We start from the raw sequence: 20,632 nt of genomic DNA, 5'->3' as shown, positions 1-20,632 counted from the left end.
CCATGACACGCGTCGAATCAAAGGGCAAGCAGCAGGCCCAGGCCATTGCGGATGCTGGCGGCGTCATGACGCACCGCCAGATCCTGTTCGTCATCTTCGGACTCATGGCGGGAATGTTCCTGTCATCGCTCGACCAGACCATCGTCGGCACGTCCATGCGCACGATCGCCGACGACCTCGACGGGCTCGCGCTGCAGGCGTGGGTGACCACCGCGTACCTCATCACCTCCACGATCACCACGCCGATCTACGGCAAGCTCAGTGACATCTTCGGTCGCCGACCGTTGTTCATCACCGCCATTGTGATCTTCCTCGTCGGTTCGGTCGCCGCAGGCTTCGCGGATTCCATGTACCAGCTGGCGATCTTCCGGGCGCTTCAGGGCCTCGGCGCTGGCGGGCTCATGGCGCTCCCGCTGGCCATCATGGGTGACATCCTCGCTCCCCGTGAGCGCGCCAAGTACCAGGGCTACTTCCTCGCGGTGTTCGGCGTCTCGAGCGTCATCGGCCCACTGATCGGTGGACTGCTGTCGGGAACGCCCGCGATCCTGTTCATCACCGGATGGCGCTGGGTCTTCCTGATCAACCTCCCGATCGGCGTCATCGCTCTCGCCATCGTGCTCCGCTTCCTGCACATCCCGCACACGCGTCATAAGGTGCGCATCGACTGGTGGGGTGCCGCGACGGTCGTGATCGGCCTCGTTCCGCTTCTGCTCGTCGCCGAGAAGGGCCGCGAGTGGGGCTGGGATTCCGGATACGCCATCGCCTGCTACGTCATCGGAGTGCTCGGTATCGCCGCCTTCATCCTGAGCGAGAAGCTCATGGGCGACGACGCGCTGATCCCGCTCAAGCTGTTCAAAAACTCTACGTTCCGCATGGCCACCATCATCGGCGTACTGGTCGGGTTCGGCATGTTCGGAGCCATGATGACGATCCCGCTGTACCTTCAGCTCGTGCAGGGCGCGACGCCGACCGAGAGCGGCTTCCTGATGCTGCCGATGATCCTCGGCCTCATGATCGCCTCGATCGTCAGCGGGCAATTGATCGCCCGCACCGGCAAGTACGGCATCTTCCCGAAGACCGGCACCGCGCTCATGGTCGTTGGATTCTTCTGGCTCACCTTCCTCACCGCAGACAAACCGGTGATCTGGGTCATGGTCGGCATGTTCTTCATCGGGCTCGGTCTCGGCCAGCTGATGCAGACGCTGACGATCGCCTCGCAGAACGCCGTCGGCCCCCGTGACATCGGTGTGGCGACGAGTTCGTCGACCTTCTTCCGCCAGATCGGTGGAACGCTGGGTGTCGCCGTGCTGTTCTCGGTGCTGTTCTCGCGCATTCCCGACACCATCGCCGCGGCGTTCGCCAGCAAGTCTGTTCAGGATGGCCTCGCCGTAGCCACGGCGGATCCTTCGGTTCTTGCCGACCCTGCCAACAAGCAGATCCTCGGACTGCTGCAGAATCCCGGCAGCATCGGGACCGCGCTCGACGGGGACACCTCGTTCCTGAACGGATCGGATCCTCGGCTTGCAGCTCCCTTCCTCGAGGGCTTCAGCAACGCCACGGTCAGCATCTACTGGGTCGGACTCGTCGTCGTGCTGGTCGCGTTCATCCTGAGCTTCTTCCTGAAGGCTGCACCTCTCCGCGAGAAGTCGGCCCTGCAGGAGAACGCCGATAACGAGGCAGCCCTGCTCGCACAGGATGCCGCGGACGCCACAGGAGCGCTCGTGACGCCGGGCACCGCCGCCGACACTGACGCTGCCGGGTCATCGTCCGCCTCACGGTCGGAGAAGCCGACTACCTGACGCGGGTAGCCAGTCGGACCAGGTGCGGTCCCGGAGTGCGCGTGGTCCGGCGCAGGCCGAGCATGTCCCACTCCTGCGCGCCATGACAAGGCCGCTGCGAATAGGGCGAGTGTTCCGCTTTGGTGGCTCCGGACGCCACAGACCCGACACAAGCGGAACACTCAGCTGCGGGGGCGGGCGGCGGCGCGCGGCGCGGCGCGGCGCGGGGGCGGGGGCGCGGGGGCGCGCGGCGCGGCCGCGGGGGCGGGCGGCGCGGGGCGGGGACCGGGCCGTGGGCGCAGGTGCGGTGACCCCGCCCATCCACGCAAAGTTTTCTGATCAGGATCGCCGGAGTAGACCCGCGCCATTCCGGGAATGTCGACCGCGGCAAGCGTTTGCACGAAATTACTGGGTGAGAGCGCTCCCAAATTTTCCTTGACACGGTCTCGGGGCGCTGCCTAGTGTTGGCCTCGCCTTCGTGAGAGCGCTCTCACCACTGACGATGAGAGCGCTCCCAAGCATCGAGGCCCACCACGCAGTATCCCTCGCAGTACCCATCCACGCACACAAAGGAGTGACCGTGAGAACATCACGACGCACAATCGCCGCAATCGTCGCCGGCGCATCAGCCCTCACACTCGTAGCCACGGGCTGCGCAACGGGGGGAGGCGAAGCCGCAGATCCCGACGCGAAGATCACCCTCACGCTCGCGACCTTCAACGACTTCGGCTACACGGACGAGCTGCTGGCCCAGTACACCGAGTCGCACCCCAACGTGACGATTGTGCAGAACAAAGCCGCCACCTCCAACGACGCCCGCGACAACTTCTTCACCAAACTCGGCGCAGGATCCGGGCTGGCCGACGTCGAGGCCATCGAGGTCGACTGGCTCGCCGAGATGATGCAGTATTCGGACAAGCTCACCGACCTCTCCGGCCCCGATGTCGACGGGCGCTGGGTCGACTGGAAGACCGAATCAGCCACAGACGCCGACGGACGGCTTGTGGGCTACGGCACAGACATCGGCCCGGAGGCCGTCTGCTACCGCGCAGACCTCTTCGAGGAAGCCGGCCTGCCGAGCGACCCCGCCGGTGTCGCCGCTTTGCTCGAGGGCGATTGGGACAACTACTACTCGGTCGGGCAGAAGTATGTCGATGCCACGGGAAAGCCGTGGTTCGACTCGGCTGGAGCCACCTACCAGGGCGTCATCAACCAGGTCGAGAACGCCTACGAGGAGAACGACGGAACCGTCATCGCCACCGAGAACCCCGAGGTAGAGGAGGCCTTCACCTCGGTGCTCGAGGCCAGCAGCACCCTCTCTGCCCACCTCGGACAGTGGAGTGATGACTGGACCGCAGGGCTTGCGAACGGCTCGTTCGCGACGATGCTCTGCCCGGGCTGGATGCTCGGCGTCATCTCCGGCAACGCGCCAGACATCACCGACTGGAACGTCGCGAACGTCTTCCCTGGTGGCGGTGGAAACTGGGGCGGCTCATACCTGACCGTCCCCGCGCAGGGCAAGAACACCGAGGCTGCGACCGAGTTCGCCGCCTGGTTGACCGCTCCCGAACAGCAGCTGCAGGCGTTCGCCAACGCCGGAACGTTCCCGAGCCAGGTCGAGGCATACAGCGACGCGACGCTGCTAGATGCGACGAACGAGTACTTCAACGACGCCCCGGTCGGCCAGATCCTCACCGACCGTTCGAACGCGATCACCGTGACGCCCTTCAAAAGCGTGAAGTACTTCCCGATCAACGACGCGCTGCAGAAGGCCCTCACCCGGGTCGACGTCGACAAGTCCCAGTCGATCTCCGACTCGTGGACCCAGTTCGTCGCTGACGTGAAGGCGCTCGGCTAGCCACAGCAGTATCGGGCCGCGCGGTCTCCACCACGATCGCGCGGCCCCATCCTGACCTGCACCACCGAGCCACACGGAATCGACACCATGACCACCGCACTCGACGACGAGCGCCGCATCAGGCGGATCGCGTTCTCCCAGAAGCTTTCGCACTGGGACGTGAAGATCTCGCCATACCTCTACATCTCGCCCTTCTTCATCCTCTTCGCCATCACCGGGCTCTTCCCATTGCTGTACACGGCCTACGTATCCGTGCACGAATGGCACCTCATCGGCGGCGAGGGCGACTTCGTCGGTCTCGACAACTTCGCCTTCGTGCTGCAGCAACCGCAGTTCTGGATCGCCCTGCGCAACACCTTCAGCATCTTCCTGTTCTCGATGGTTCCGCAGGTGACGTTCGCCCTGCTCATCGCGGCCGTGCTCAACGAGAACCTCCGCGCGAAAACGTTCTGGCGCATGGGTGTACTGCTGCCGTACATCGTCGCTCCTGTCGCGGTCACCCTCATCTTCAGCAACATGTTCGGGGACCAGTACGGACTCGTGAACAACCTGCTCGGGCAGATCGGGATCCCCCCGGTGCAGTGGCATTCCCAGGAGCTCCCCAGCCACCTCGCCATCGCCACGATGGTGAACTTCCGATGGACTGGATACACCGCCCTGATCCTGCTGGCCGGCATGCAGGCCATTCCTCGGGATCTCTACGAAGCAGCATCCATCGATGGCGCAGGCAAACCCCGCCAGTTCTTTTCGATCACTATTCCTCAGCTTCGGCCCACCCTGATCTTCGTGATCGTCACCTCCACCATCGGTGGACTCCAGATCTTCGACGAGCCACGGCTGTACGACCAGTACGGCCAGGGAGGGGCAAACAGCCAGTGGATGACCATCACCATCTACCTCTACAACCTCGGGTGGGGCCAGCTGAACTTCGGGAGGGCCGCGGCAGTCGCCTGGCTGCTGTTCCTGATCATCGTGCTGATCGGCCTGCTGAATCTCGCCATCACCCGCTCCATCGCCGCTTCCAGTGACGTGACCGCCACACCGCGAAATTCGACAACAGTCCAGCCTCCCCGGCAGAAGGTGACGGCATGACCGCCCAACTCACTCCCGACCGCGTGGATTCCCACGTCGGCTCTGCGCCAGCCGAACAGCACGGCGCGATCCGCCGCCGTCCGAACCGACTCGCCAACCGGCAGCGACCCGGCTTTCTGGCATACGGATTCCTCGCGGCCGTGATCCTCGGATCGGTGTTCCCGCTCTACTGGTCGTTCCTGATCGGCAGCGGCGACGCATCCACCATCACGAGACAGGACATCGTCTGGTGGCCCGGCGGGAACTTCCTGGTCAACGCCGCTTCGGTTCTCGAGAACGAGAGCGTCAACTTCTGGCGCGCCATCGGCAACAGCATCATCGTCTCGACGGTGGTCGCGGTGAGCGTCGTCTTCTTCTCGACGCTGTCGGGCTACGCCTTCGCCAAGCTGCGCTTCCGGGGCAAGACCGGGCTGCTCATCTTCGTGATCGCGACGATGGCCGTGCCGACCCAGCTCGGCATCGTGCCGCTGTTCATCGCGATGTCGAAACTCCAGCTTGCCGGCACACTCGCGGCGGTCATCCTGCCCGCCATAGTCTCGGCTTTCGGGGTGTTCTGGATGACCCAGTACTTCGGCCAGGCCCTGCCGTTCGAACTGATCGAAGCGGCGAGGGTGGATGGCGCATCCATGATCCGCACGTTCTGGCACATTGCCCTGCCCGCCGCGAGGCCCGCCGCCGCCATGCTCGGACTCTTCATCTTCATCGCCACCTGGACGAACTTCTTCTGGCCGTTCATCGTGCTCGACCGGCAGAATCCGACGCTGCCCGTGGCGCTCGCGCTGCTGCAGAGCAACTACTTCGTCGACTACTCGGTCGTGCTCGCGGGGGTGATCCTGTCGACAGTGCCGCTGCTGATCCTGTTCATCGTGGCCGGACGGCAGCTCGTCTCCGGCATCATGCAAGGCGCGGTCAAGGGCTGATGGGATAATGACAATCGTGTTCGAAGCCCAGACCGCGGCAGGCCGCCCACCCGCCACCCGCACCTTCCCGCCCACTTTCCTGTTCGGCGCGGCCACCGCCGCGTACCAGATCGAGGGAGCCGCCCACGAGGACGGCAGAACCGACTCCATCTGGGACACGTTCTGCCGCGTTCCGGGGGCAGTCGTGAATGCCGACAACGGCGATGTCGCGTGTGATCACTACCACCGCTACCGCGACGATGTCGCGATGATGAAAGACCTCGGCCTGCAGACCTACAGGTTCTCGACGTCGTGGTCACGCGTGCAGCCAGACGGCGGCGCGTTCAACCCGAAGGGCCTGGATTTCTACTCCAGGCTCGTCGACGAGTTGCTGGGACACGGCATCACCCCGTGGCTGACGTTGTACCACTGGGATCTTCCGCAGGCTCTCGAAGAACTCGGTGGCTGGGCGAATCGCGACACGGCTCTTCGGTTCCGCGACTACGCGCTCGGCGTGCATGACGCGCTCGGCGATCGCGTCACCAACTGGACCACACTCAATGAACCGTGGTGCGCGTCGTTCCTGAGCTACATCGGCGGTGAGCATGCGCCGGGCATCCAGGATCCCGCCACCGGGCTCGCGGCCGGCCACCACCTCCTGCTCGCGCACGGCCTGACCGTGAAAGATCTCGCGGCACGCGACGAGAGCCTGCGGCTCGGGATCACGCTCAACCTGACCGTGGCCGACCCCGTCGATCCCACGGCCGAGGGCGACCTCGACGCTGCGAGACGCATCGACGGCCAGTTCAACAGGTTCTTCCTCGACCCGATCTTCCGTGGGTCATACCCCGATGACGTGATGCAGGATGTCGCACACCTCGGTTTCGAGCAGCACGTGCGGCCCGGCGACCTCGAGATCATCAGCTCGCCCATCCACTCGCTCGGTGTGAACTATTACCACGGTGAAGCGGTCAGCTCCCGGCCCAGTGAGGCCTCGATGTCGACGGCCGCACCCTCGGTCAGGCCCAAGCGCTCCCCGTTCCCCGCGGCAGACGATGTGCACTGGCACCTTCGAGACCTCCCGACGACCGCCATGGGCTGGGAGGTGCAGCCCGAGGGCCTCACCCGGCTGCTCAAGCGCGTGCACGAGGAATACACCGGACCGGCCGGTATCGCCCTCGCCGTCACCGAGAACGGTGCGGCCTACAACGACGAGCTGGTCGACGGTGCGGTGCACGACGTCGAGCGGGTCGACTTCCTCGAGGCCCACCTCGGCGCGATCCTCGACGCGATCGACGATGGCGTGCCCGTGAGCGGCTACTTCTACTGGTCACTCATGGACAACTTCGAATGGGCCTGGGGCTACGACAAGCGGTTCGGGATCGTCAGGGTCGACTACGACACCCAGGTGCGCACGCCGAAAGACAGCGCCAACGCCTATGCCCGCATCATCGAGGCCCGTGCCATCACCTCCCGCGCCGACTGACCTAGACTTCCCCCATGACGCTCGATCTGCACGGCAGACGCACGGCGCCCACGCTCGAAGCAGTAGCCGCCGAGGCTGGGGTGTCGCGCTCGACTGTGTCGCGCGTCGTCAACGGATCGACCCAGGTGCGGCCCGATGTGGTCATCGCGGTCAACGCGGCCATCGATCGCCTCAACTACATCCCGAACCGCGCAGCGCGGTCGCTGGCGAACAGCCAGACGATGGCCATCGCACTCGTGGTGCCGGAAGATACGACCAGATTCTTCGGTGACCCGTTCTTCGCGGAGATCGTGCAGGGCATCACCCAGGGGCTCGAAGACAGCGACTATGTGCTCAACCTCCAGCTCGCGAGCGCGTCCAGCCCGTCATCGAAGACCATCCGCTACCTCCTGGGTGGCAACGTGGACGGTGCGATCGTCGTCTCCCATCACTCTGGTGACGACTTCTTCACGACGCTGGATGCCACGATCCCGGTCGTCTTCGGCGGCAGGCCATACCTGCCCGAACTGCACAACAACAACTTCGTCGACGTCGATAACGCAGCAGGCGCCGAGATGGGCACTCGCTATCTGATCGACATGGGCCGCAAGCGGATCGCTGCCATCGACGGACCCGCCAACATGCAGGCGGCGATCGACCGGTCTGAAGGATGGGGCCGCGCAATGCTCGCGGCCGGGATGGCCCAGGATCTTCGGGCCCAGGGGGATTTCACCATGGCCAGCGGAGCGAGCGCCATGAGGTCGCTGCTGGAGGCCGACCCTGATCTCGATGCCGTCTTCGCGGCAAGCGACCTCATGGCGACCGGGGCGATCTCGGCTCTGCGTGACCGTGGTCGGAGTGTGCCCGGCGACGTCGCCGTCGTCGGCTTCGACGACAGTTCTGCCGCCACGAACGGTGAGATCGGCATCACCACCGTGCACCAGCCGTCGCGCGCGATGGGTGTGGAGATGGCCAGCATGCTGCTCGCCCTGCTTCGGGGCGAAGACGTGGAGCGGGCCAGGGTCATGCCCACCAGGATGGTCATTCGCGACAGCGCGTAGGCTTGCAGCATGACCACCGAAGTGCAGCAGGACACGAAGATGAACCGTTTCGAGTTGCTGGTCGACGGCTCCAGCGCCGGCGAGATCGATTACCAGGTCCGCGAGAACACGATCGTTCTCACCCACACCGAGATCGATCCCGCGCAACGCGAGGAAGGCCTGGGAGGCGAGCTCGTACGCGGAGCGCTCAACCTCATCAGGGCGGACACCGACTATCGCGTCGTACCGAGCTGCCCGTTCGCGGCGGAATGGATCTCGAAGCACCCCGAGTACGACGACCTGCTCTCTCGCTGATCGGGCTCCACAGCGCGGTTGCGCCAGCTGGGGCTACTCGTCGCTATCGCCGACCCCGCGGCCGGTCTTCTGCTGGAGGCGATCGATGTGTTCGGATGCCTCGGCCTTGCTGACGCTCGCGGGAATTTCTTCGCCAGCCTCCCGTGCGAGGGTATCGAGGTAGCTCTTCTGTGGCGCGGTGGCCGGCTCGTCGCCCGTCACCCAGTCCGATGGATCCTTGATCGCTGAGTCTGTGGGGCCACTCGACGCATCGCCGAGCATTTCTTCGTGTGAATCGCTCATCCGACCACGCTACGTGTCGATGGCGGCGCGTGCGAGAAGGGTCTTCACCCTTGAACAGGCCAGACGGCTGTGCTACCGGTCTGCCTTGTAGTGCTTTCCCCGTTGCGTGAGATCGATTTTCAGCTTGCCGTCGTAGATGCCGAAATCACCGTCGCCGGGCAGCGGTGCTGGAGCAGGAAGAATCGACTGGCGATCCATCTCGACCTGCGCTTCATGCCTGGTCGGGTGGAACACCTCATCGCCGATCCCGCCGATTCCTCCACCACCACCCCGACCGGACGACTTGCTCTTGTCGGTGAGATCGATGAGCCCGAAATGCTGGGCGAGGTAGAACGCGACGCCGACGCCCACAATGACGAGTATGACGATCCAGGGCTCCACCGTCATAGTTTAGGCGGCACCCCTGATTGTTCGGCGTGTCACGCGCACAGCCTCGACCGCACCCAGTCCGCCCCGTCGACGGCGGCAAGTTCGCGCCGCAGAAGCAGGCTGGCGAACTCCACCGCAAGATCGGTCAGCTTCCCATCCGGGGACGATGGTGCATCCCGCCCCACGACGATCGACAGCCAGCGGGTGAGCACAGGGCCGACCCTCACCACCGACGTGGCTATGCCCGCGAAGTGGCGCACCTGTCCGTCGGAATCATCGTCGAACTCACTCGCCATGCCCCGACCGGGGAAATGGTTGCGTCCGCCGCGCGCGAGATCGAGGAGGGCGAGAGGACCAGGACGGATGCCCGCGGCCGCCGTGCCCAGGGTCACGAGCAACTGTCGAGGGCTGGTCGTCTGCGCCGCCGCCAGGTCGATGGCGTTCGCCAATTTGGAGCACGCATCCATGCTTCGACGCTAGGCGATCGGGCGGACTGTCGCGATGTCGATCGCGGGATGACCAACAATCCTGCGCGCGGCCTGCCGCACTGAATCACGCTGGGCCGCGGCATCCAGATGGAATCCCGAAGGATCGATCACCCTCAGTTCGGCTGGTGCGCGATGCCAGTTGGCGGCTACCGCGAGCAGCAGTGCGAGCAGCTCCTCGGGTCGCCAACTCTGGTCGGCGAGTCCCTCGCTCTGGGCCTTCCGGATGATGTCGAGCTTGTGGCTGTACCCCAGCGTTCGATCGTTGGAGAACGCGCCAGCAGTTGCCGAATCGTGGAGCCACGCCCATACGGCGATGCGCTGCGTGCTCTCGTCACGGGCGAAGTAGTCGTGGAGCCGCACCGTGTAGTCCACGAGATCCATGTCGATCGGAACCGCGTCGGCGAGAGTGTCCAGTCCGTTCTGCATCACATGGCCGAACAGGGAATCCTTGTCTCCGAACCAGGCGTAGATGCGCTCCTTGCTGGCCCTGGCAGTGTCGGCGATGCGGTTGATGCGGGCACCGGCCACGCCGTACTCGGCAAACTCCTCGGTCGCGGCGTCGATGACCCGCTGGCGGGTTTCGCGGCCACGCAGTTGATCACGGGGGACCGTCGGTTCCATCGCGTTTCCTCCTAACCGTACCGGTTGGTTTGACTAAGGATACAACGAAGCCTACGATCGAACCAATCGGTTTGATAAAGGAGAATGATGACCAACGTACTCATGGTGCTCTCAGCAGCCACGTATTGGACCCTCGCTGACGGAACACGACACCCGACCGGCGTCTGGGCCGAGGAATTCCTCGAGCCGTACCGCATCTTCACCGAGGCCGGGTGGGACGTCGACATCGCTACCCCCGCAGGCGTCGCTCCCACGTTCGACGCCGTCAGCCTGAGCGATGGCGGAGCCGGATCGGCCGAGCGTGCCGCCGACTTCAGCTCGAGGATCACCGCACTGGATGCCGTGCTCCAGCAGCCGAAGAAGGTCGACGCCGTCGCCACCGCCGACTATGACGTGCTCTTCTATCCCGGCGGCCACGGCCCGATGGAGGATCTCGCCGTCGACGCGGACTCCGGCCAGCTCATTGTCGATGCCGTGAGGTCGAACACCACGCTCGGAGTGCTGTGCCACGCCCCGGCGGCACTGCTCGCCGCGAACGACACGTCCACCGGCGAGTGGGTGCTGAAGGGCCGCAGGATGACCGGCTTCGCGAACAGCGAGGAAGAACTGAACCACCTCGCCGATAATGCCCCGTGGCTGGTGGAGACCCGGCTCGTCGAGCTCGGCGCCGACTACTCGAAGGCTGCTGAGCCATTCGCCTCCCACATCGTGGTCGACGGCCAGCTGTACACCGGACAGAACCCCGCATCGTCCGTCGCCGTCGCCGAGCGCATCGTCGCCGACCGCGCCGCAGCACAGAACTGACCTGACCCCTCGAGAGGACAACGCATGAGCAGCACCACCAGCATCCAGTGGCAACTCCACTCGCGCCCGACCGGCGAGCCGACGGCCGAGAATGTCGCCAGGGTCGAGATCACGCTGCCCGAGCTCGCGTCCGGGGACGTTCGCGTGCGCAACACGTTCTTCTCGGTCGACCCCTACATGCGTGGTCGCATGAATGAGGGTCGTTCGTACGTGCCACCGTTCACCCTCGACGAGACCATGCAGGGTGCCGCCGTCGGTGAGGTCATCGAATCACAGGACGACTCCCTGCCGGTCGGTACGCTCGTGCAGCACCAGCTCGGCTGGCGGGACATTGCCCAGGGGGCAGCCGCCCAATTCAGGCCGCTTCCCGCGATTCCCGGAGTCTCGCCTTCGCTGTTCCTCAGCGTGCTCGGCATCACCGGGATCACCGCCTGGGTCGGACTCACCCAGATCGCCGGCCTGAAGGAGGGCGATACCGTCTTCGTGTCCGGCGCGGCCGGTGGAGTCGGAACCATGGTGGGGCAGATCGCTCGACTGCTCGGCGCCTCCCGCGTCGTCGGCAGTGCGGGAACCGCCGACAAGGTGGAACTGCTGACAAGTAAATACGGCTACGACGCGGCGTTCAACTATCGCGATGGTGACCTGCGCGGCCAGCTGAAGGCTGCGGCTCCGGAGGGGATCGACGTCTACTTCGATAATGTCGGCGGCGACCACCTCACGGCGGCCCTCGGGGCGTTCAACGACGGCGGGCGGGCGGCGCTGTGTGGCGCGATCTCGCTGTACAACGCTGACGGTGACGTGGGTGTGCGCAACATGTCGAATATCGTGACCCGCGGGTTGACTCTCAAGGGCTTCACGATGGGCAGCTATTTCCACCTCGCACCGCAGTTCGCCGAGATCATGCGCGGCTGGCTGACGGAGGGGAAGATCCAGTTCGACGAGACCATCTCGGACGGGATCGACAGCGCCTTCGACGCCTTCACCGGCATGATGAACGGCGCGAACACCGGCAAGGCGATAGTCCGGCTCTAGCCACTGCTGATCCGGAAAGGGCAATCAGTCGAGACTGGTTGCCCTTTCTGCGTTTCTCAGGGCACGCGGCGCAGCCACTCCTCGGTGCCGAACTTCTCCGCGACGAGCTGCTCGGCTTTTGCCAGCTCGTCTGCAGTGATCTGATCCGGGGTCGCTCCGTACAGGCCCGAGAACGTGGCCTTCATCCTGTCGATGATCTCGGCGCGGCTCAGGCCGGTCTGGCTGCGCAGGGGGTCGACCCGCTTGTTCGCGCTCTTCGTTCCCTTATCGCTCATCTTCTCGCGGCCGATGCGCAGAACCTCGACCATCTTGTCGCCATCCATGTCGTAGCTCATGGTGACGTGATGGAGCACGGCTCCGCTGCCGAGCCGCTTCTGAGCAGCGCCGCCGATCTTTCCCGTGGGGCTCGTGATGTCGTTGAGCGGCACGTAAGACGCATCGATCCCGAGGGACTTGAGGGCCACGATCACCCACTCGTCAAGGAATGCATAAGAGTCGGCGAAGCTCATGCCCTGCACCAGGTCGGCGGGGGCATAGATCGAGTACGTGATGACGGAGCCGGCCTCCATGAACATCGCGCCACCACCGGAGATGCGGCGCACGATGTCGAAACCGTGTTTGGCGGCGTTCTCTTCGTCGACCTCGTTCTTCACGGACTGGAAGCTCCCAAGCACCACGGCCGGCTTCTCCCATTCCCAGATGCGCATCGTCGGTTTGCGGATGCCGGCGCCGACCTCCTCGGAGAGCACCTGGTCGAGCGCCATCTGCAGCACGGGGTCGAGCGCGGGACCCTGGATGACCTGCCATTCGTAATCGCGCCAGCCGGTGGCTCGCTGCAACGCCCGGCGGATCGTGGTGGCGACCGCCTCGGGCGAGAAGCCCAGCAACAGCGCGCCGGCGGGGAGGGCCGCGCTGATCGCCTTCGCGAAGGCCGCGGCCTCTGAGTCGGCCGGCATGCCGTTGATCGCGGAATCGATGGCCTCGAGCGCGCTGTCCGGCTCGAGGAAGAAGTCGCCAGCAAGCCGGAATCCCGAGATCACGCCTCCCTCGACCTCGAGGTCGACGACGACCAGTTTTCCTCCGGGGACCTTGAACTCACCGTGCATCAGCGACCGCCTCTCGAAACGTCTCGCTCCAGCCTATGCCGCGGTCGCGTCACCCGTCAGTCGAGCGTCGAGCCACGCCACGAGGTCGTCGTTCACCTCGTCGCGGTTCGTCTCATTGAAGATCTCGTGCCGGGCATCCGGATAGATGACGACCATCACGTCGGACAGCTTGGACCTGCGCACGTACGCGTCTGCGAGCTTCTCCACACTCGACTCTCCACCGAGAGAGTCGTCGCTTCCGATCATGATCAGGAGGGGGATGTCGCGCTCGAGGTTTTTCGCCGGGCGACCGTAGAGGCGCAGGCCATCGGCAACCCCGAACAACCTGAGCACTTCGGCGTCGAACGTGAGCGGGTCATCCACGAAAGCCTGGAGGATCGCAGGATCCCGGGACAGCCAGTCGTAGCCGGTCGGGCCGAGGTGACGGTGCTTGGCGGCGAGATCGCCGCCGTTCATGAACCGGGGCGTGCGGTACGCGGTGCCCGTGAGCACGACGGCGTCGTAGTCGGTGGAGTGGTCGTTGAGGATGATCTGCACCATCAGCGATCCCCACGAATGGCCCAGCAGCACAAGGGGGATGCCGGGATTATCGATGCGGGCGATCCCGGAGAGCTGGCGCACCGCCGCGATCGTGGCACGCAATCCGCCGGCACCGAGTCGTCCCAGTCGCGACACGTCGTTGTCGTACTGTTGCATGCCTGTCGCGCCGTGGCCGCGGTGATCGTCGGCGTAGACCGAGTATCCGGCGGTCACGAGAGCCTGGGCCAGGTACTCATAGCGCAGCGCGTGCTCCCCGATGCCGTGGGCGAGCTGCACGATCCCTCGCGGCCTGGCTGCCTTCCACTCGTAGTAGTGGATGGTCACGCCCTGGGGGTCGACGAAGGTCGCCTCATTGCGGATGACGGTGAATTTCGGCACGGGGCCTCCTTGCTCAGTTTCACTGTACGGGCTTGCTTTCCGAACTCGCGACACGAGTGTCGAATCCGCGCTGCGCCGGGGAATACCCGTTTTACTGTTGAGTAAATCGAGGAGAAGCCATGAAGACCGAACTCGACAGCACCGCCGTCGACACCTTCGCCGCTGTTGTTGCCAGGCTGAACGATGCGGGGATCCCGACCGCCACGGGAGACGCCGAGATTATCCTGGCCCACGCCCTCGGATTGCGGCGTGCCGATGTGCAGTCAGGGGCGCTGGATGGCGTGATTCTCACCGACCGCCAGCGCAACGATATCCGCGACTTCATGAATCGGCGCGTCGACCGTGAACCTCTCCAGCACCTCACGGGTCGCGCCTTCTTCCGGCAGCTCGAGCTCTCGGTCGGGCGTGGCGTGTTCGTTCCGCGCCGTGAGACGGAATTCGTGACACAACTGGCGATCGACGCGCTGCGAGCTTCTGACGCGGAGCACCCGATCGCGGTCGACCTCGGAACCGGCGCGGGAGCGATCGCTCTCTCGATGGCCGTCGAAGTGCCGGCTGCCACGGTCTACGGCGTCGAGATCTCGCCGGAAGCATTCGAATGGACGAGTCGGAACTTCGCCGAGCACGCGCCCGTTAACGGGCATCCGATCCTGGGCGACATGACCGACGCTCTCGGCGAGCTCGACGGGCAGGTGGATGTCGTCTCGGGAAACCCGCCGTTCCTCCCCGACGGAATCGAGCCGGTGACACCCGAGGTGCGGCTGTTCGACCCCGCGGTGTCATGGGCTGCGGGCGGGGACGGACTGCTCATCATCCGCGCGCTGTCGAAGACCGCGCTGCGGCTTCTGAAACCGGGCGGGCGCCTCGCTTTCGAGCACGGCATCTCGCAGGGGCCCAGGGTCGGAGAGTTGCTGGAGGCCGATGGCTGGTCGTCCATCACCAATCACCAGGACCCTCGCGGCGAGTTCAGGGTCACGACAGCCCGACGCTGAGGCGCACAGCACCGCCGCTCCTCGTGGCCTTTCGATTTAGTTAGCATTACTAATTTGCTATGCTAAGTAAATATGGATGAGGCCCTGAACGACGACCTGCGCATCGCGGTCATGCGACTCGTCCGTCGCATGCGCTTCGAGCGTGCTGACGACGACATCAGCGACGGGCAGCTCTCGGTCCTGTTCGTGCTGTGGAAGGAGGGCGCGCAGACCCTCGGCTCCCTCAGCGAGCACGAGCGCGTGACACCGCCATCCATGAATCGCACAGTCAACGCTCTCGTCGAGGCGGGCCTGGTCACGCGCACCACCTCGCCGGATGACGGTCGCAAGGTGCTGATCGAGTCGACGGATGCCGGGCTCGAGATCGCCCGGGAGACCAAACGGCGGCGGGCAGCCTGGTTCGCGCGCCAGCTCGAGGCCCTGCCTCCGGCCGAACGGGATGCCCTCGCGGCCGCGGCGCCCATCCTGAGAAAGCTCGCAGACTCGTGAGCGCGATGTTCAGGTCCCTGAAGATCTTCAACTACCGCCTGTGGTTCGCCGGGGCTCTCATCTCCAACACTGGCGCATGGATGCAGCGCACCGCCCAGGACTGGATCGTGCTGACCGAGCTCACCGACCGGGACGCCGCCGCGCTCGGGATCACGATGGCACTCCAGTTCGGCCCGATCCTGCTGCTCATGCCGGTCTCGGGGCTCATCGCCGACCGCTTCGACCGCCGGCAAGTGCTCATGTGGACGCAGGCCACCCAGTGCGCGCTCGCCCTCGGCATGGGTGTGCTCGTCATCTCGGGCCAGGCCCAGCTCTGGCAGGTCTACGCTTTCGCGCTGCTGCTCGGCATCGCGACCGCGATCGACGCCCCCGTGCGCCAGGCTTTCGTGTCTGAGCTCGTCACCGACGCCGACCTGTCCAATGCCGTGGCACTCAACTCGACGTCGTTCCAGAGCGCGCGGCTGATCGGCCCGGCCGTTGCGGGTGTGCTCATCGCATGGATCGGATCCGGACCCGTCTTCATCGTCAATGGGCTGTCGTTCGCCGGAGTGCTGCTCTCCCTGGCCTTCATCCGCAAACACCAGCTCGTCGCCACCCCGAGACTGGCCAAGGCCAAAGGCCAGATCCGGGATGGACTGCGCTACGTCGTCGGCCGCAAAGACATCCTCGTGGTGCTCGTGATGGTCTTCCTCGTGGGCACCTTCGGCTTCAACTTCCCGATCTTCATCTCCACGATGTCGACCGTGGAGTTCGGCCTCGGCGCCACCGAATTCGGAGTGCTCTCCTCGATCATGGCGGTCGGTGCGATCGTGGGATCGCTGCTGGCAGCCAGGCGCGAGCGGGTGCGCCTCGGACTCATCGTCATCGCCGCTGCGGCGTTCGGCTCCATCTGCGTGCTCGCCGCCCTGGCGCCGACCTACTGGCTGTTCGCCGCCGCGCTCGTGATCGTCGGCGCGACCTCGCTCACGATGATGAACACCGCCAACGCCTACGTGCAGACCACCACGGCACCCATGATGCGCGGCAGGGTCATGGCGCTGTACATGGCGATCTTCGCCGGCGGCACCCCGATCGGCGCACCCGTGGTGGGCTGGGTGGCGAACGAGTTCGGCCCCCGCTGGTCGATGGGCATCGGAGCGGCATCCGGAATCCTGGCAGCAGCCATCGCCGGAGTGTGGATGCTGCGTTCCCGCCGTCAACGCCTGGTCGACGAGGTCGCGGCAGAACTGTCGGCCCGCGTCGAAGCAGACCCCGCGGAGCACAGGGAACTCGCGACCCAGGAGATCGCGATCGTCGCCGCGACCGCCCGCCGCACGAGCTGACGCCCCACCCTGACGCCGTCATCCAGTCGCGCCCACTAGTCCAGCGCTCATCCAGTCCAGCGCCATCCAGTCCAGCGTCGCCCAGTCCAGCGTCGCCCAGTCCAGCGTCGTCGAGTCCAGCGCCATCCAGTCCAGCGTCGCCCAGTCCAGCGTCGTCGAGGTGACGCCAACTGCTGTTATCGCCGCGCGATAGCGACGGCTGGCGTCACCTCGGCGGCGAACCGGTGGCTGGTGACCGGTGGCAGCACCAGTCAGGCAGCGCTAGTCAGGCAGCGCGAGTCAGGCCTCGCGGGTGATCTCCACCTTCACGAAGAGGGAGGAGCCGAACGGACCGGCGTACACCCCGCGCAGCGGAGGCACGTCGTTGTAGTCGCGGCCGCGGCCCACCAGCACGTGGCGGTCGCCGATGTCGATGAGGTTGGTGGGGTCGAATCCTCTCCACAGCCCGCCGCAGAACCACTCGACCCACGCGTGCGATTCACCCGCGATGGTTTCACCGATCGCGGCGGACGGCTTCGGATGGAGATATCCGGAGACATAGCGTGCAGGGATGCCGACGGAGCGCAGCGCCCCGAGCGCGAGGTGGGCGATGTCCTGGCAGACGCCCTTGCGCACGGCCCAGGCTTCGGCGGCGGTCGAGGTAACGGCGGTGACGCCCTGCATGTACTCCACGGCGTCGCCGATGGCCATGCTGATCTCGAGTGCGGCGGCGCAGGTATCGGTGTGACGACCGGCGATCTCCCGGGCCATCGCGACGACCTCCGCCGGAGGTTCGGTTCGGCGCGTCTGCTTCAGCTGCTCGACGGTCTCGGTGACCCGGTCGGAGGCGGTGGCGAGGTCATCCCAGCCCATCCCCTCGAATTCGTGCGGCCTCGGGCGCACCTCGACGAGACTCGTCGCCGTCAGCGACAGTTCCTTGTGCGGCGTGAGGATCTCGAACGACGACACCCGCGAACCCCAGTAGTCGACGTAGCCGTGGCTGCTCGACATCGGCAGGATCTCGAGGTTCGAGTAGAGCACGAGCTGTCCGTCTGAGCTGACCGGCAGCATCCGCGCCTCGTTGTAGGAGGCGGTGACGTCTCCGCCGTAGTGGAATCCCGTCATGTGCTTGATGCGAAGGCGGTTCACGAGGTCTCTCCCACCCAGCTCGGTGCGGCGTTCGTCGGGAAGTAGCGCTGGCGGATCGCCTCTGATGCCGCGCTCGTCGCCGCCTGCACGTTGTCCATGTGCATGGTCAGGTCTTCGAGGATCTCGACGATGGGCCGGTACTCGAGTTCGCTCCGGATCTGGCCGAGCAGGCGCTGCGAAGGATCGGAGATTCCGACCCTGTCGCTGCGCGGCTCGAGCTCACGCATGCACTCCTGCGCCCGGGTGACCGAGTACAGGATGCTGCGGGGGAACAGCCGATCGAGCAGCAGGAACTCCGCGGCATTCCTGGCGCTCGGCACGCCGCGGTAGGTGCGCAGGTAGGCCTCGTACGCGCCACAGGACCGCAGGATCGTGGTCCATGACGGCCCACTCGCCTCGGTCAGCGACCGGGTGGCCAGCAGCCTGGCCGTCATGTCTGCACGCTCGATGGAGCGGCCGAGCGTGAAGAACTGCCACGCCTCATCCCGGCTCGTGCCGGACTCGATGATCCCGACCGCGAGCGCCGAGCGCTCCCGCACCCAGCCGAAGAACTCGTGCACTTTGTCGCTCGACACTCGCCGTGGCATCCGGGCCCTGGTCGTGTTGAGGCATTCCCACAGCTCGGTCGAGACGATCTCACGCGCGCGCCTGGCGTTCTCGCGGGCTGCCCCGAGCGAGTATGCGATGGATGCCGGCTCCGAGCGGTCGACGGCGAGGATCTCGAGCACGCTCTGCCGGTTGAGCACGCGGTCTTCGGGAACTTCGCTGCCCATGACGCTCAACAGGGAACGGCAGGCGAGGTCTTCTTCGATCCACGGGTCTTCGAGCAGCAGTTGCAGGTGCACATCGAGGATGCGCGCTGTGCCGTCTGAGCGCTCGATGTAGCGCCCGATCCAGAACAGTGATTCGGCGATGCGGCTCAGCATTCGGTTGCCTCCGCTTCGGTGCTGGTGTGTTGTTGCTGCTGCTGTTCCTGCTGGCCGTGGCCGAGCGGTCGCTCGTTCGGCGCGTGATCCTGCTGGGCCGCCTTGAGCATCTCCGGGGTGATGATCGAGATCGCTTCGGTCGCGGCAGCCTGCCCGGCCACCAGACCCTGGATGCTGTGGCGAGACACCAGCAGCGGATCCTGCCCCACCACCCAGGTGTCTTTCGAGCCGCCACCCTGCGAGCTGTTGACGACGAGCTCGCCTTCGGGCAGGGCTACCCTGGTGAGCCCACCGGGCAGCACCCAGATGTCTTTGCCGTCGTTGACGGCGAACGGCCTGAGGTCGGCGTGGCGCGGTCGCATGCCATCGTCGACGAGCGTCGGGATGGTCGACAACTGCACCACGGGCTGCGCGATCCAGCCCCTGGGGTCTTTCAGCAGGCTCGCTTTGAGCTTCGCCAGTTCGGTGGCGGATGCCGCAGGGCCGATGACGAGCCCCTTACCGCCCGAACCGTCCACGGGCTTCACCACGAGTTCATCGAGCCGGTCGAGCACCTCCTCGAGCTGCCCCGGTTCCTCGAGGCGCCAGGTCTGCACGTTCTGCAGCAGGGCCTCCTCGCCGAGGTAGTACTTGGTCAGCTCTGGCAGGTAGGTATAGACGAGCTTGTCGTCGGCCACACCGTTGCCGACCGCGTTGGCGATCGTCACGTTTCCGAGCCGGGCGGCGAGCATCAGGCCGGGGCTGCCGAGCATGGAATCGGCCCTGAACTGCAGCGGGTCGAGGAACTCGTCGTCGACCCTGCGATAGATCACGTCGACTCGGGTAGGGCCAGCGGTGGTGCGCATCCACACCCTGCCGCCCGAGCAGAAAAGATCGCGACCCTCGACGAGCTCGACACCCATGAGTCGCGCAAGCAGCGTGTGCTCGAAGTACGCAGAGTTGTAGACGCCGGGTGTCAGTACCACGACGGTCGGATCTTCGACGCCGGCCGGGGCGGATGCCCTGAGCGCCCCAAGCAGCTTGTGCGGGTAGTCCCCCACGGGCCGCACCCTCATGCTGACGAACAGTTCGGGGAGGGTCTGGGCCATGACCCGGCGATTGGAGATCACGTAGCTGACGCCGGACGGAACGCGCACATTGTCTTCGAGCACTCGCCATGTGCCCTGTTCGTCACGGATCAGGTCGATGCCACTGACCTGGATGCGCACGCCGTTGGCGGGGTCGATCCCGGCGGCCTGGCGGTGGAAGTGGCTCGACGACGTGATGAGCTTCGCCGGGATCACGCCATCCTTGACCGCGTTCTGCTCACCGTAGATATCGGCAAGAAACGCCTCGAGCGCCCGCACGCGCTGCTTGATCCCGGCCTCGACGGTCAGCCACTCGGCCTGGTCGATGACGCGGGGCACGGCATCAAGCGGGAATGGTCGTTCCTCGCCGGCGAAGTCGAACGTGACACCCTGGGCGAGATAGCTCGCTCCGAGAGCCTCGGTGCGACCGCGGAGCTCATCCTGGGTCATCTCGGCGAGCGCGGCATGGATCTCGCGATACGAGTCCCGCGCCATCCCCGGTGTGGAGAACATCTCGTCCCACGCGGGCGTGCCCGACGACTTCGTGCCGGTCTTGGTCGTGGCGCCATAGCCATCGAAGAGGTCAGCCATATACCGACTCTAAGCCCACAGTGTTGCGGTGGTGTTTCCACGGCGCGACG

The 20,632-nt window shown here is 65.5% G+C and carries 21 protein-coding genes; 12 read left to right on the top strand and 9 right to left on the bottom strand.

Features of this window, described 5'->3' with window-relative positions; translation table 11 throughout:
• The first annotated feature begins 65 nt into the window (after positions 1-65).
• From IWX81_RS08375 to IWX81_RS08345, 7 genes are all read left to right on the top strand, one after another.
• Positions 66-1,799 carry an MDR family MFS transporter gene (locus tag IWX81_RS08375; protein ID WP_199281001.1) on the top strand — a complete coding sequence of 578 codons (1,734 nt, stop codon included), beginning with the start codon at positions 66-68 and terminating at the stop codon, positions 1,797-1,799.
• 553 nt (positions 1,800-2,352) lie between these two features.
• Positions 2,353-3,636, top strand: a complete 1,284-nt coding sequence (locus tag IWX81_RS08370; RefSeq protein ID WP_442977638.1) for an ABC transporter substrate-binding protein — start codon at positions 2,353-2,355, stop codon at positions 3,634-3,636.
• Positions 3,637-3,723: 87 nt separating this feature from the next.
• Positions 3,724-4,728 carry a carbohydrate ABC transporter permease gene (locus tag IWX81_RS08365; protein ID WP_199280852.1) on the top strand — a complete coding sequence of 335 codons (1,005 nt, stop codon included), beginning with the start codon at positions 3,724-3,726 and terminating at the stop codon, positions 4,726-4,728.
• Entirely contained in the window at positions 4,725-5,648 is a 924-nt protein-coding gene (locus IWX81_RS08360) for a carbohydrate ABC transporter permease (protein WP_199280851.1), read from the top strand. Before IWX81_RS08365 ends, IWX81_RS08360 begins: the two co-directional genes overlap by 4 nt.
• A gap of 7 nt (positions 5,649-5,655) precedes the next feature.
• Positions 5,656-7,113 carry a GH1 family beta-glucosidase gene (locus IWX81_RS08355; RefSeq protein ID WP_199280850.1) on the top strand — a complete coding sequence of 486 codons (1,458 nt, stop codon included), beginning with the start codon at positions 5,656-5,658 and terminating at the stop codon, positions 7,111-7,113.
• Positions 7,114-7,127: 14 nt separating this feature from the next.
• The gene (locus IWX81_RS08350; protein ID WP_199280849.1) at positions 7,128-8,153 is read left to right on the top strand and encodes a LacI family DNA-binding transcriptional regulator; all 1,026 of its coding nucleotides are present in this window, start codon (positions 7,128-7,130) and stop codon (positions 8,151-8,153) included.
• Between the two features lie 9 nt (positions 8,154-8,162).
• Entirely contained in the window at positions 8,163-8,447 is a 285-nt protein-coding gene (locus IWX81_RS08345; RefSeq protein ID WP_199280848.1) for a GNAT family N-acetyltransferase, read from the top strand.
• A gap of 33 nt (positions 8,448-8,480) precedes the next feature.
• On the opposite strand, the gene IWX81_RS08340 is transcribed toward IWX81_RS08345, so the two are convergent.
• The 4 genes from IWX81_RS08340 to IWX81_RS08325 all read right to left on the bottom strand — a co-directional run bounded on the left by IWX81_RS08340 (position 8,481) and on the right by IWX81_RS08325 (position 10,207).
• Positions 8,481-8,729, bottom strand: coding sequence for a DUF3072 domain-containing protein (locus tag IWX81_RS08340; RefSeq protein ID WP_199280847.1), 249 nt, complete (start codon positions 8,727-8,729; stop codon positions 8,481-8,483).
• A 72-nt stretch (positions 8,730-8,801) separates the two neighbouring features.
• Positions 8,802-9,110, bottom strand: coding sequence for a hypothetical protein (locus tag IWX81_RS08335; protein ID WP_199280846.1), 309 nt, complete (start codon positions 9,108-9,110; stop codon positions 8,802-8,804).
• A 38-nt stretch (positions 9,111-9,148) separates the two neighbouring features.
• On the bottom strand, positions 9,149-9,565 hold the full coding sequence (locus IWX81_RS08330; RefSeq protein ID WP_199280845.1) for a hypothetical protein: 417 nt from the start codon (positions 9,563-9,565) through the stop codon (positions 9,149-9,151).
• A 9-nt stretch (positions 9,566-9,574) separates the two neighbouring features.
• Positions 9,575-10,207, bottom strand: coding sequence for a TetR family transcriptional regulator (locus tag IWX81_RS08325; RefSeq protein ID WP_199280844.1), 633 nt, complete (start codon positions 10,205-10,207; stop codon positions 9,575-9,577).
• 87 nt (positions 10,208-10,294) lie between these two features.
• Here IWX81_RS08325 and IWX81_RS08320 point away from each other — a divergent pair, with 87 nt between their 5' ends.
• Together IWX81_RS08320 and IWX81_RS08315 are read left to right on the top strand one after the other, a co-directional pair.
• Positions 10,295-11,011 carry a type 1 glutamine amidotransferase domain-containing protein gene (locus IWX81_RS08320; protein ID WP_199280843.1) on the top strand — a complete coding sequence of 239 codons (717 nt, stop codon included), beginning with the start codon at positions 10,295-10,297 and terminating at the stop codon, positions 11,009-11,011.
• Between the two features lie 24 nt (positions 11,012-11,035).
• A complete protein-coding gene (locus IWX81_RS08315) occupies positions 11,036-12,043 on the top strand; it encodes an NADP-dependent oxidoreductase (protein ID WP_199280842.1) in 1,008 nt (335 codons plus the stop codon).
• A 56-nt stretch (positions 12,044-12,099) separates the two neighbouring features.
• Here the strand turns inward: IWX81_RS08315 and IWX81_RS08310 are convergent, their stop codons facing one another.
• Complete coding sequence (locus tag IWX81_RS08310; RefSeq protein ID WP_199280841.1) at positions 12,100-13,149, bottom strand: lipoate--protein ligase family protein; 1,050 nt, start codon at positions 13,147-13,149, stop codon at positions 12,100-12,102.
• 33 nt (positions 13,150-13,182) lie between these two features.
• Positions 13,183-14,067 (bottom strand): alpha/beta hydrolase, encoded by an 885-nt coding sequence (locus IWX81_RS08305; protein ID WP_199280840.1) that lies wholly within the window; start codon positions 14,065-14,067, stop codon positions 13,183-13,185.
• Between the two features lie 119 nt (positions 14,068-14,186).
• Between IWX81_RS08305 and IWX81_RS08300 the strand changes: the two genes are divergently transcribed.
• The 3 genes from IWX81_RS08300 to IWX81_RS08290 all read left to right on the top strand — a co-directional run bounded on the left by IWX81_RS08300 (position 14,187) and on the right by IWX81_RS08290 (position 16,870).
• On the top strand, positions 14,187-15,059 hold the full coding sequence (locus IWX81_RS08300) for a N5-glutamine methyltransferase family protein (protein WP_199280839.1): 873 nt from the start codon (positions 14,187-14,189) through the stop codon (positions 15,057-15,059).
• A gap of 72 nt (positions 15,060-15,131) precedes the next feature.
• Positions 15,132-15,548, top strand: coding sequence for a MarR family winged helix-turn-helix transcriptional regulator (locus tag IWX81_RS08295; protein ID WP_199280838.1), 417 nt, complete (start codon positions 15,132-15,134; stop codon positions 15,546-15,548).
• Positions 15,545-16,870 (top strand): MFS transporter, encoded by a 1,326-nt coding sequence (locus IWX81_RS08290; protein ID WP_199280837.1) that lies wholly within the window; start codon positions 15,545-15,547, stop codon positions 16,868-16,870. Before IWX81_RS08295 ends, IWX81_RS08290 begins: the two co-directional genes overlap by 4 nt.
• Before the next feature lie 279 nt (positions 16,871-17,149).
• On the opposite strand, the gene IWX81_RS08285 is transcribed toward IWX81_RS08290, so the two are convergent.
• Genes IWX81_RS08285 through IWX81_RS08275 form a run of 3 tightly spaced genes read right to left on the bottom strand, consistent with a single transcriptional unit; the run spans position 17,150 to position 20,582 of the window.
• The gene (locus IWX81_RS08285) at positions 17,150-17,998 is read right to left on the bottom strand and encodes a transglutaminase family protein (protein ID WP_199280836.1); all 849 of its coding nucleotides are present in this window, start codon (positions 17,996-17,998) and stop codon (positions 17,150-17,152) included.
• Positions 17,995-18,924, bottom strand: a complete 930-nt coding sequence (locus tag IWX81_RS08280; protein ID WP_199280835.1) for an alpha-E domain-containing protein — start codon at positions 18,922-18,924, stop codon at positions 17,995-17,997. The genes IWX81_RS08285 and IWX81_RS08280 overlap by 4 nt, the downstream gene beginning before the upstream one ends.
• Positions 18,918-20,582, bottom strand: coding sequence for a circularly permuted type 2 ATP-grasp protein (locus IWX81_RS08275; RefSeq protein WP_199280834.1), 1,665 nt, complete (start codon positions 20,580-20,582; stop codon positions 18,918-18,920). The genes IWX81_RS08280 and IWX81_RS08275 overlap by 7 nt, the downstream gene beginning before the upstream one ends.
• Between the last annotated feature and the right edge of the window lie 50 nt (positions 20,583-20,632).

Origin of the sequence: Salinibacterium sp. CAN_S4 (assembly GCF_015752305.1) — a bacterium.
Taxonomy (GTDB): Bacteria; Actinomycetota; Actinomycetes; order Actinomycetales; family Microbacteriaceae; genus Rhodoglobus.
Note: the sequence above shows the minus strand (reverse complement) of the source record. Positions and strands in the feature narration are given on the sequence as shown.

What these genes read in the sequence shown, in the direction of transcription:
- IWX81_RS08375 (WP_199281001.1), top strand. Translation starts at nt 66, where the DNA reads ATGACGCACCGCCAGATCCTGTTCGTCATCTTCGGACTCATGGCGGGA.
- IWX81_RS08365 (WP_199280852.1), top strand. Translation starts at nt 3,724, where the DNA reads ATGACCACCGCACTCGACGACGAGCGCCGCATCAGGCGGATCGCGTTC.
- IWX81_RS08360 (WP_199280851.1), top strand. Translation starts at nt 4,725, where the DNA reads ATGACCGCCCAACTCACTCCCGACCGCGTGGATTCCCACGTCGGCTCT.
- IWX81_RS08355 (WP_199280850.1), top strand. Translation starts at nt 5,656, where the DNA reads ATGACAATCGTGTTCGAAGCCCAGACCGCGGCAGGCCGCCCACCCGCC.
- IWX81_RS08350 (WP_199280849.1), top strand. Translation starts at nt 7,128, where the DNA reads ATGACGCTCGATCTGCACGGCAGACGCACGGCGCCCACGCTCGAAGCA.
- IWX81_RS08345 (WP_199280848.1), top strand. Translation starts at nt 8,163, where the DNA reads ATGACCACCGAAGTGCAGCAGGACACGAAGATGAACCGTTTCGAGTTG.
- IWX81_RS08340 (WP_199280847.1), bottom strand. Translation starts at nt 8,729, where the DNA reads ATGAGCGATTCACACGAAGAAATGCTCGGCGATGCGTCGAGTGGCCCC.
- IWX81_RS08330 (WP_199280845.1), bottom strand. Translation starts at nt 9,565, where the DNA reads ATGGATGCGTGCTCCAAATTGGCGAACGCCATCGACCTGGCGGCGGCG.
- IWX81_RS08325 (WP_199280844.1), bottom strand. Translation starts at nt 10,207, where the DNA reads ATGGAACCGACGGTCCCCCGTGATCAACTGCGTGGCCGCGAAACCCGC.
- IWX81_RS08320 (WP_199280843.1), top strand. Translation starts at nt 10,295, where the DNA reads ATGACCAACGTACTCATGGTGCTCTCAGCAGCCACGTATTGGACCCTC.
- IWX81_RS08315 (WP_199280842.1), top strand. Translation starts at nt 11,036, where the DNA reads ATGAGCAGCACCACCAGCATCCAGTGGCAACTCCACTCGCGCCCGACC.
- IWX81_RS08310 (WP_199280841.1), bottom strand. Translation starts at nt 13,149, where the DNA reads ATGCACGGTGAGTTCAAGGTCCCCGGAGGAAAACTGGTCGTCGTCGAC.
- IWX81_RS08300 (WP_199280839.1), top strand. Translation starts at nt 14,187, where the DNA reads ATGAAGACCGAACTCGACAGCACCGCCGTCGACACCTTCGCCGCTGTT.
- IWX81_RS08295 (WP_199280838.1), top strand. Translation starts at nt 15,132, where the DNA reads ATGGATGAGGCCCTGAACGACGACCTGCGCATCGCGGTCATGCGACTC.
- IWX81_RS08280 (WP_199280835.1), bottom strand. Translation starts at nt 18,924, where the DNA reads ATGCTGAGCCGCATCGCCGAATCACTGTTCTGGATCGGGCGCTACATC.
- IWX81_RS08275 (WP_199280834.1), bottom strand. Translation starts at nt 20,582, where the DNA reads ATGGCTGACCTCTTCGATGGCTATGGCGCCACGACCAAGACCGGCACG.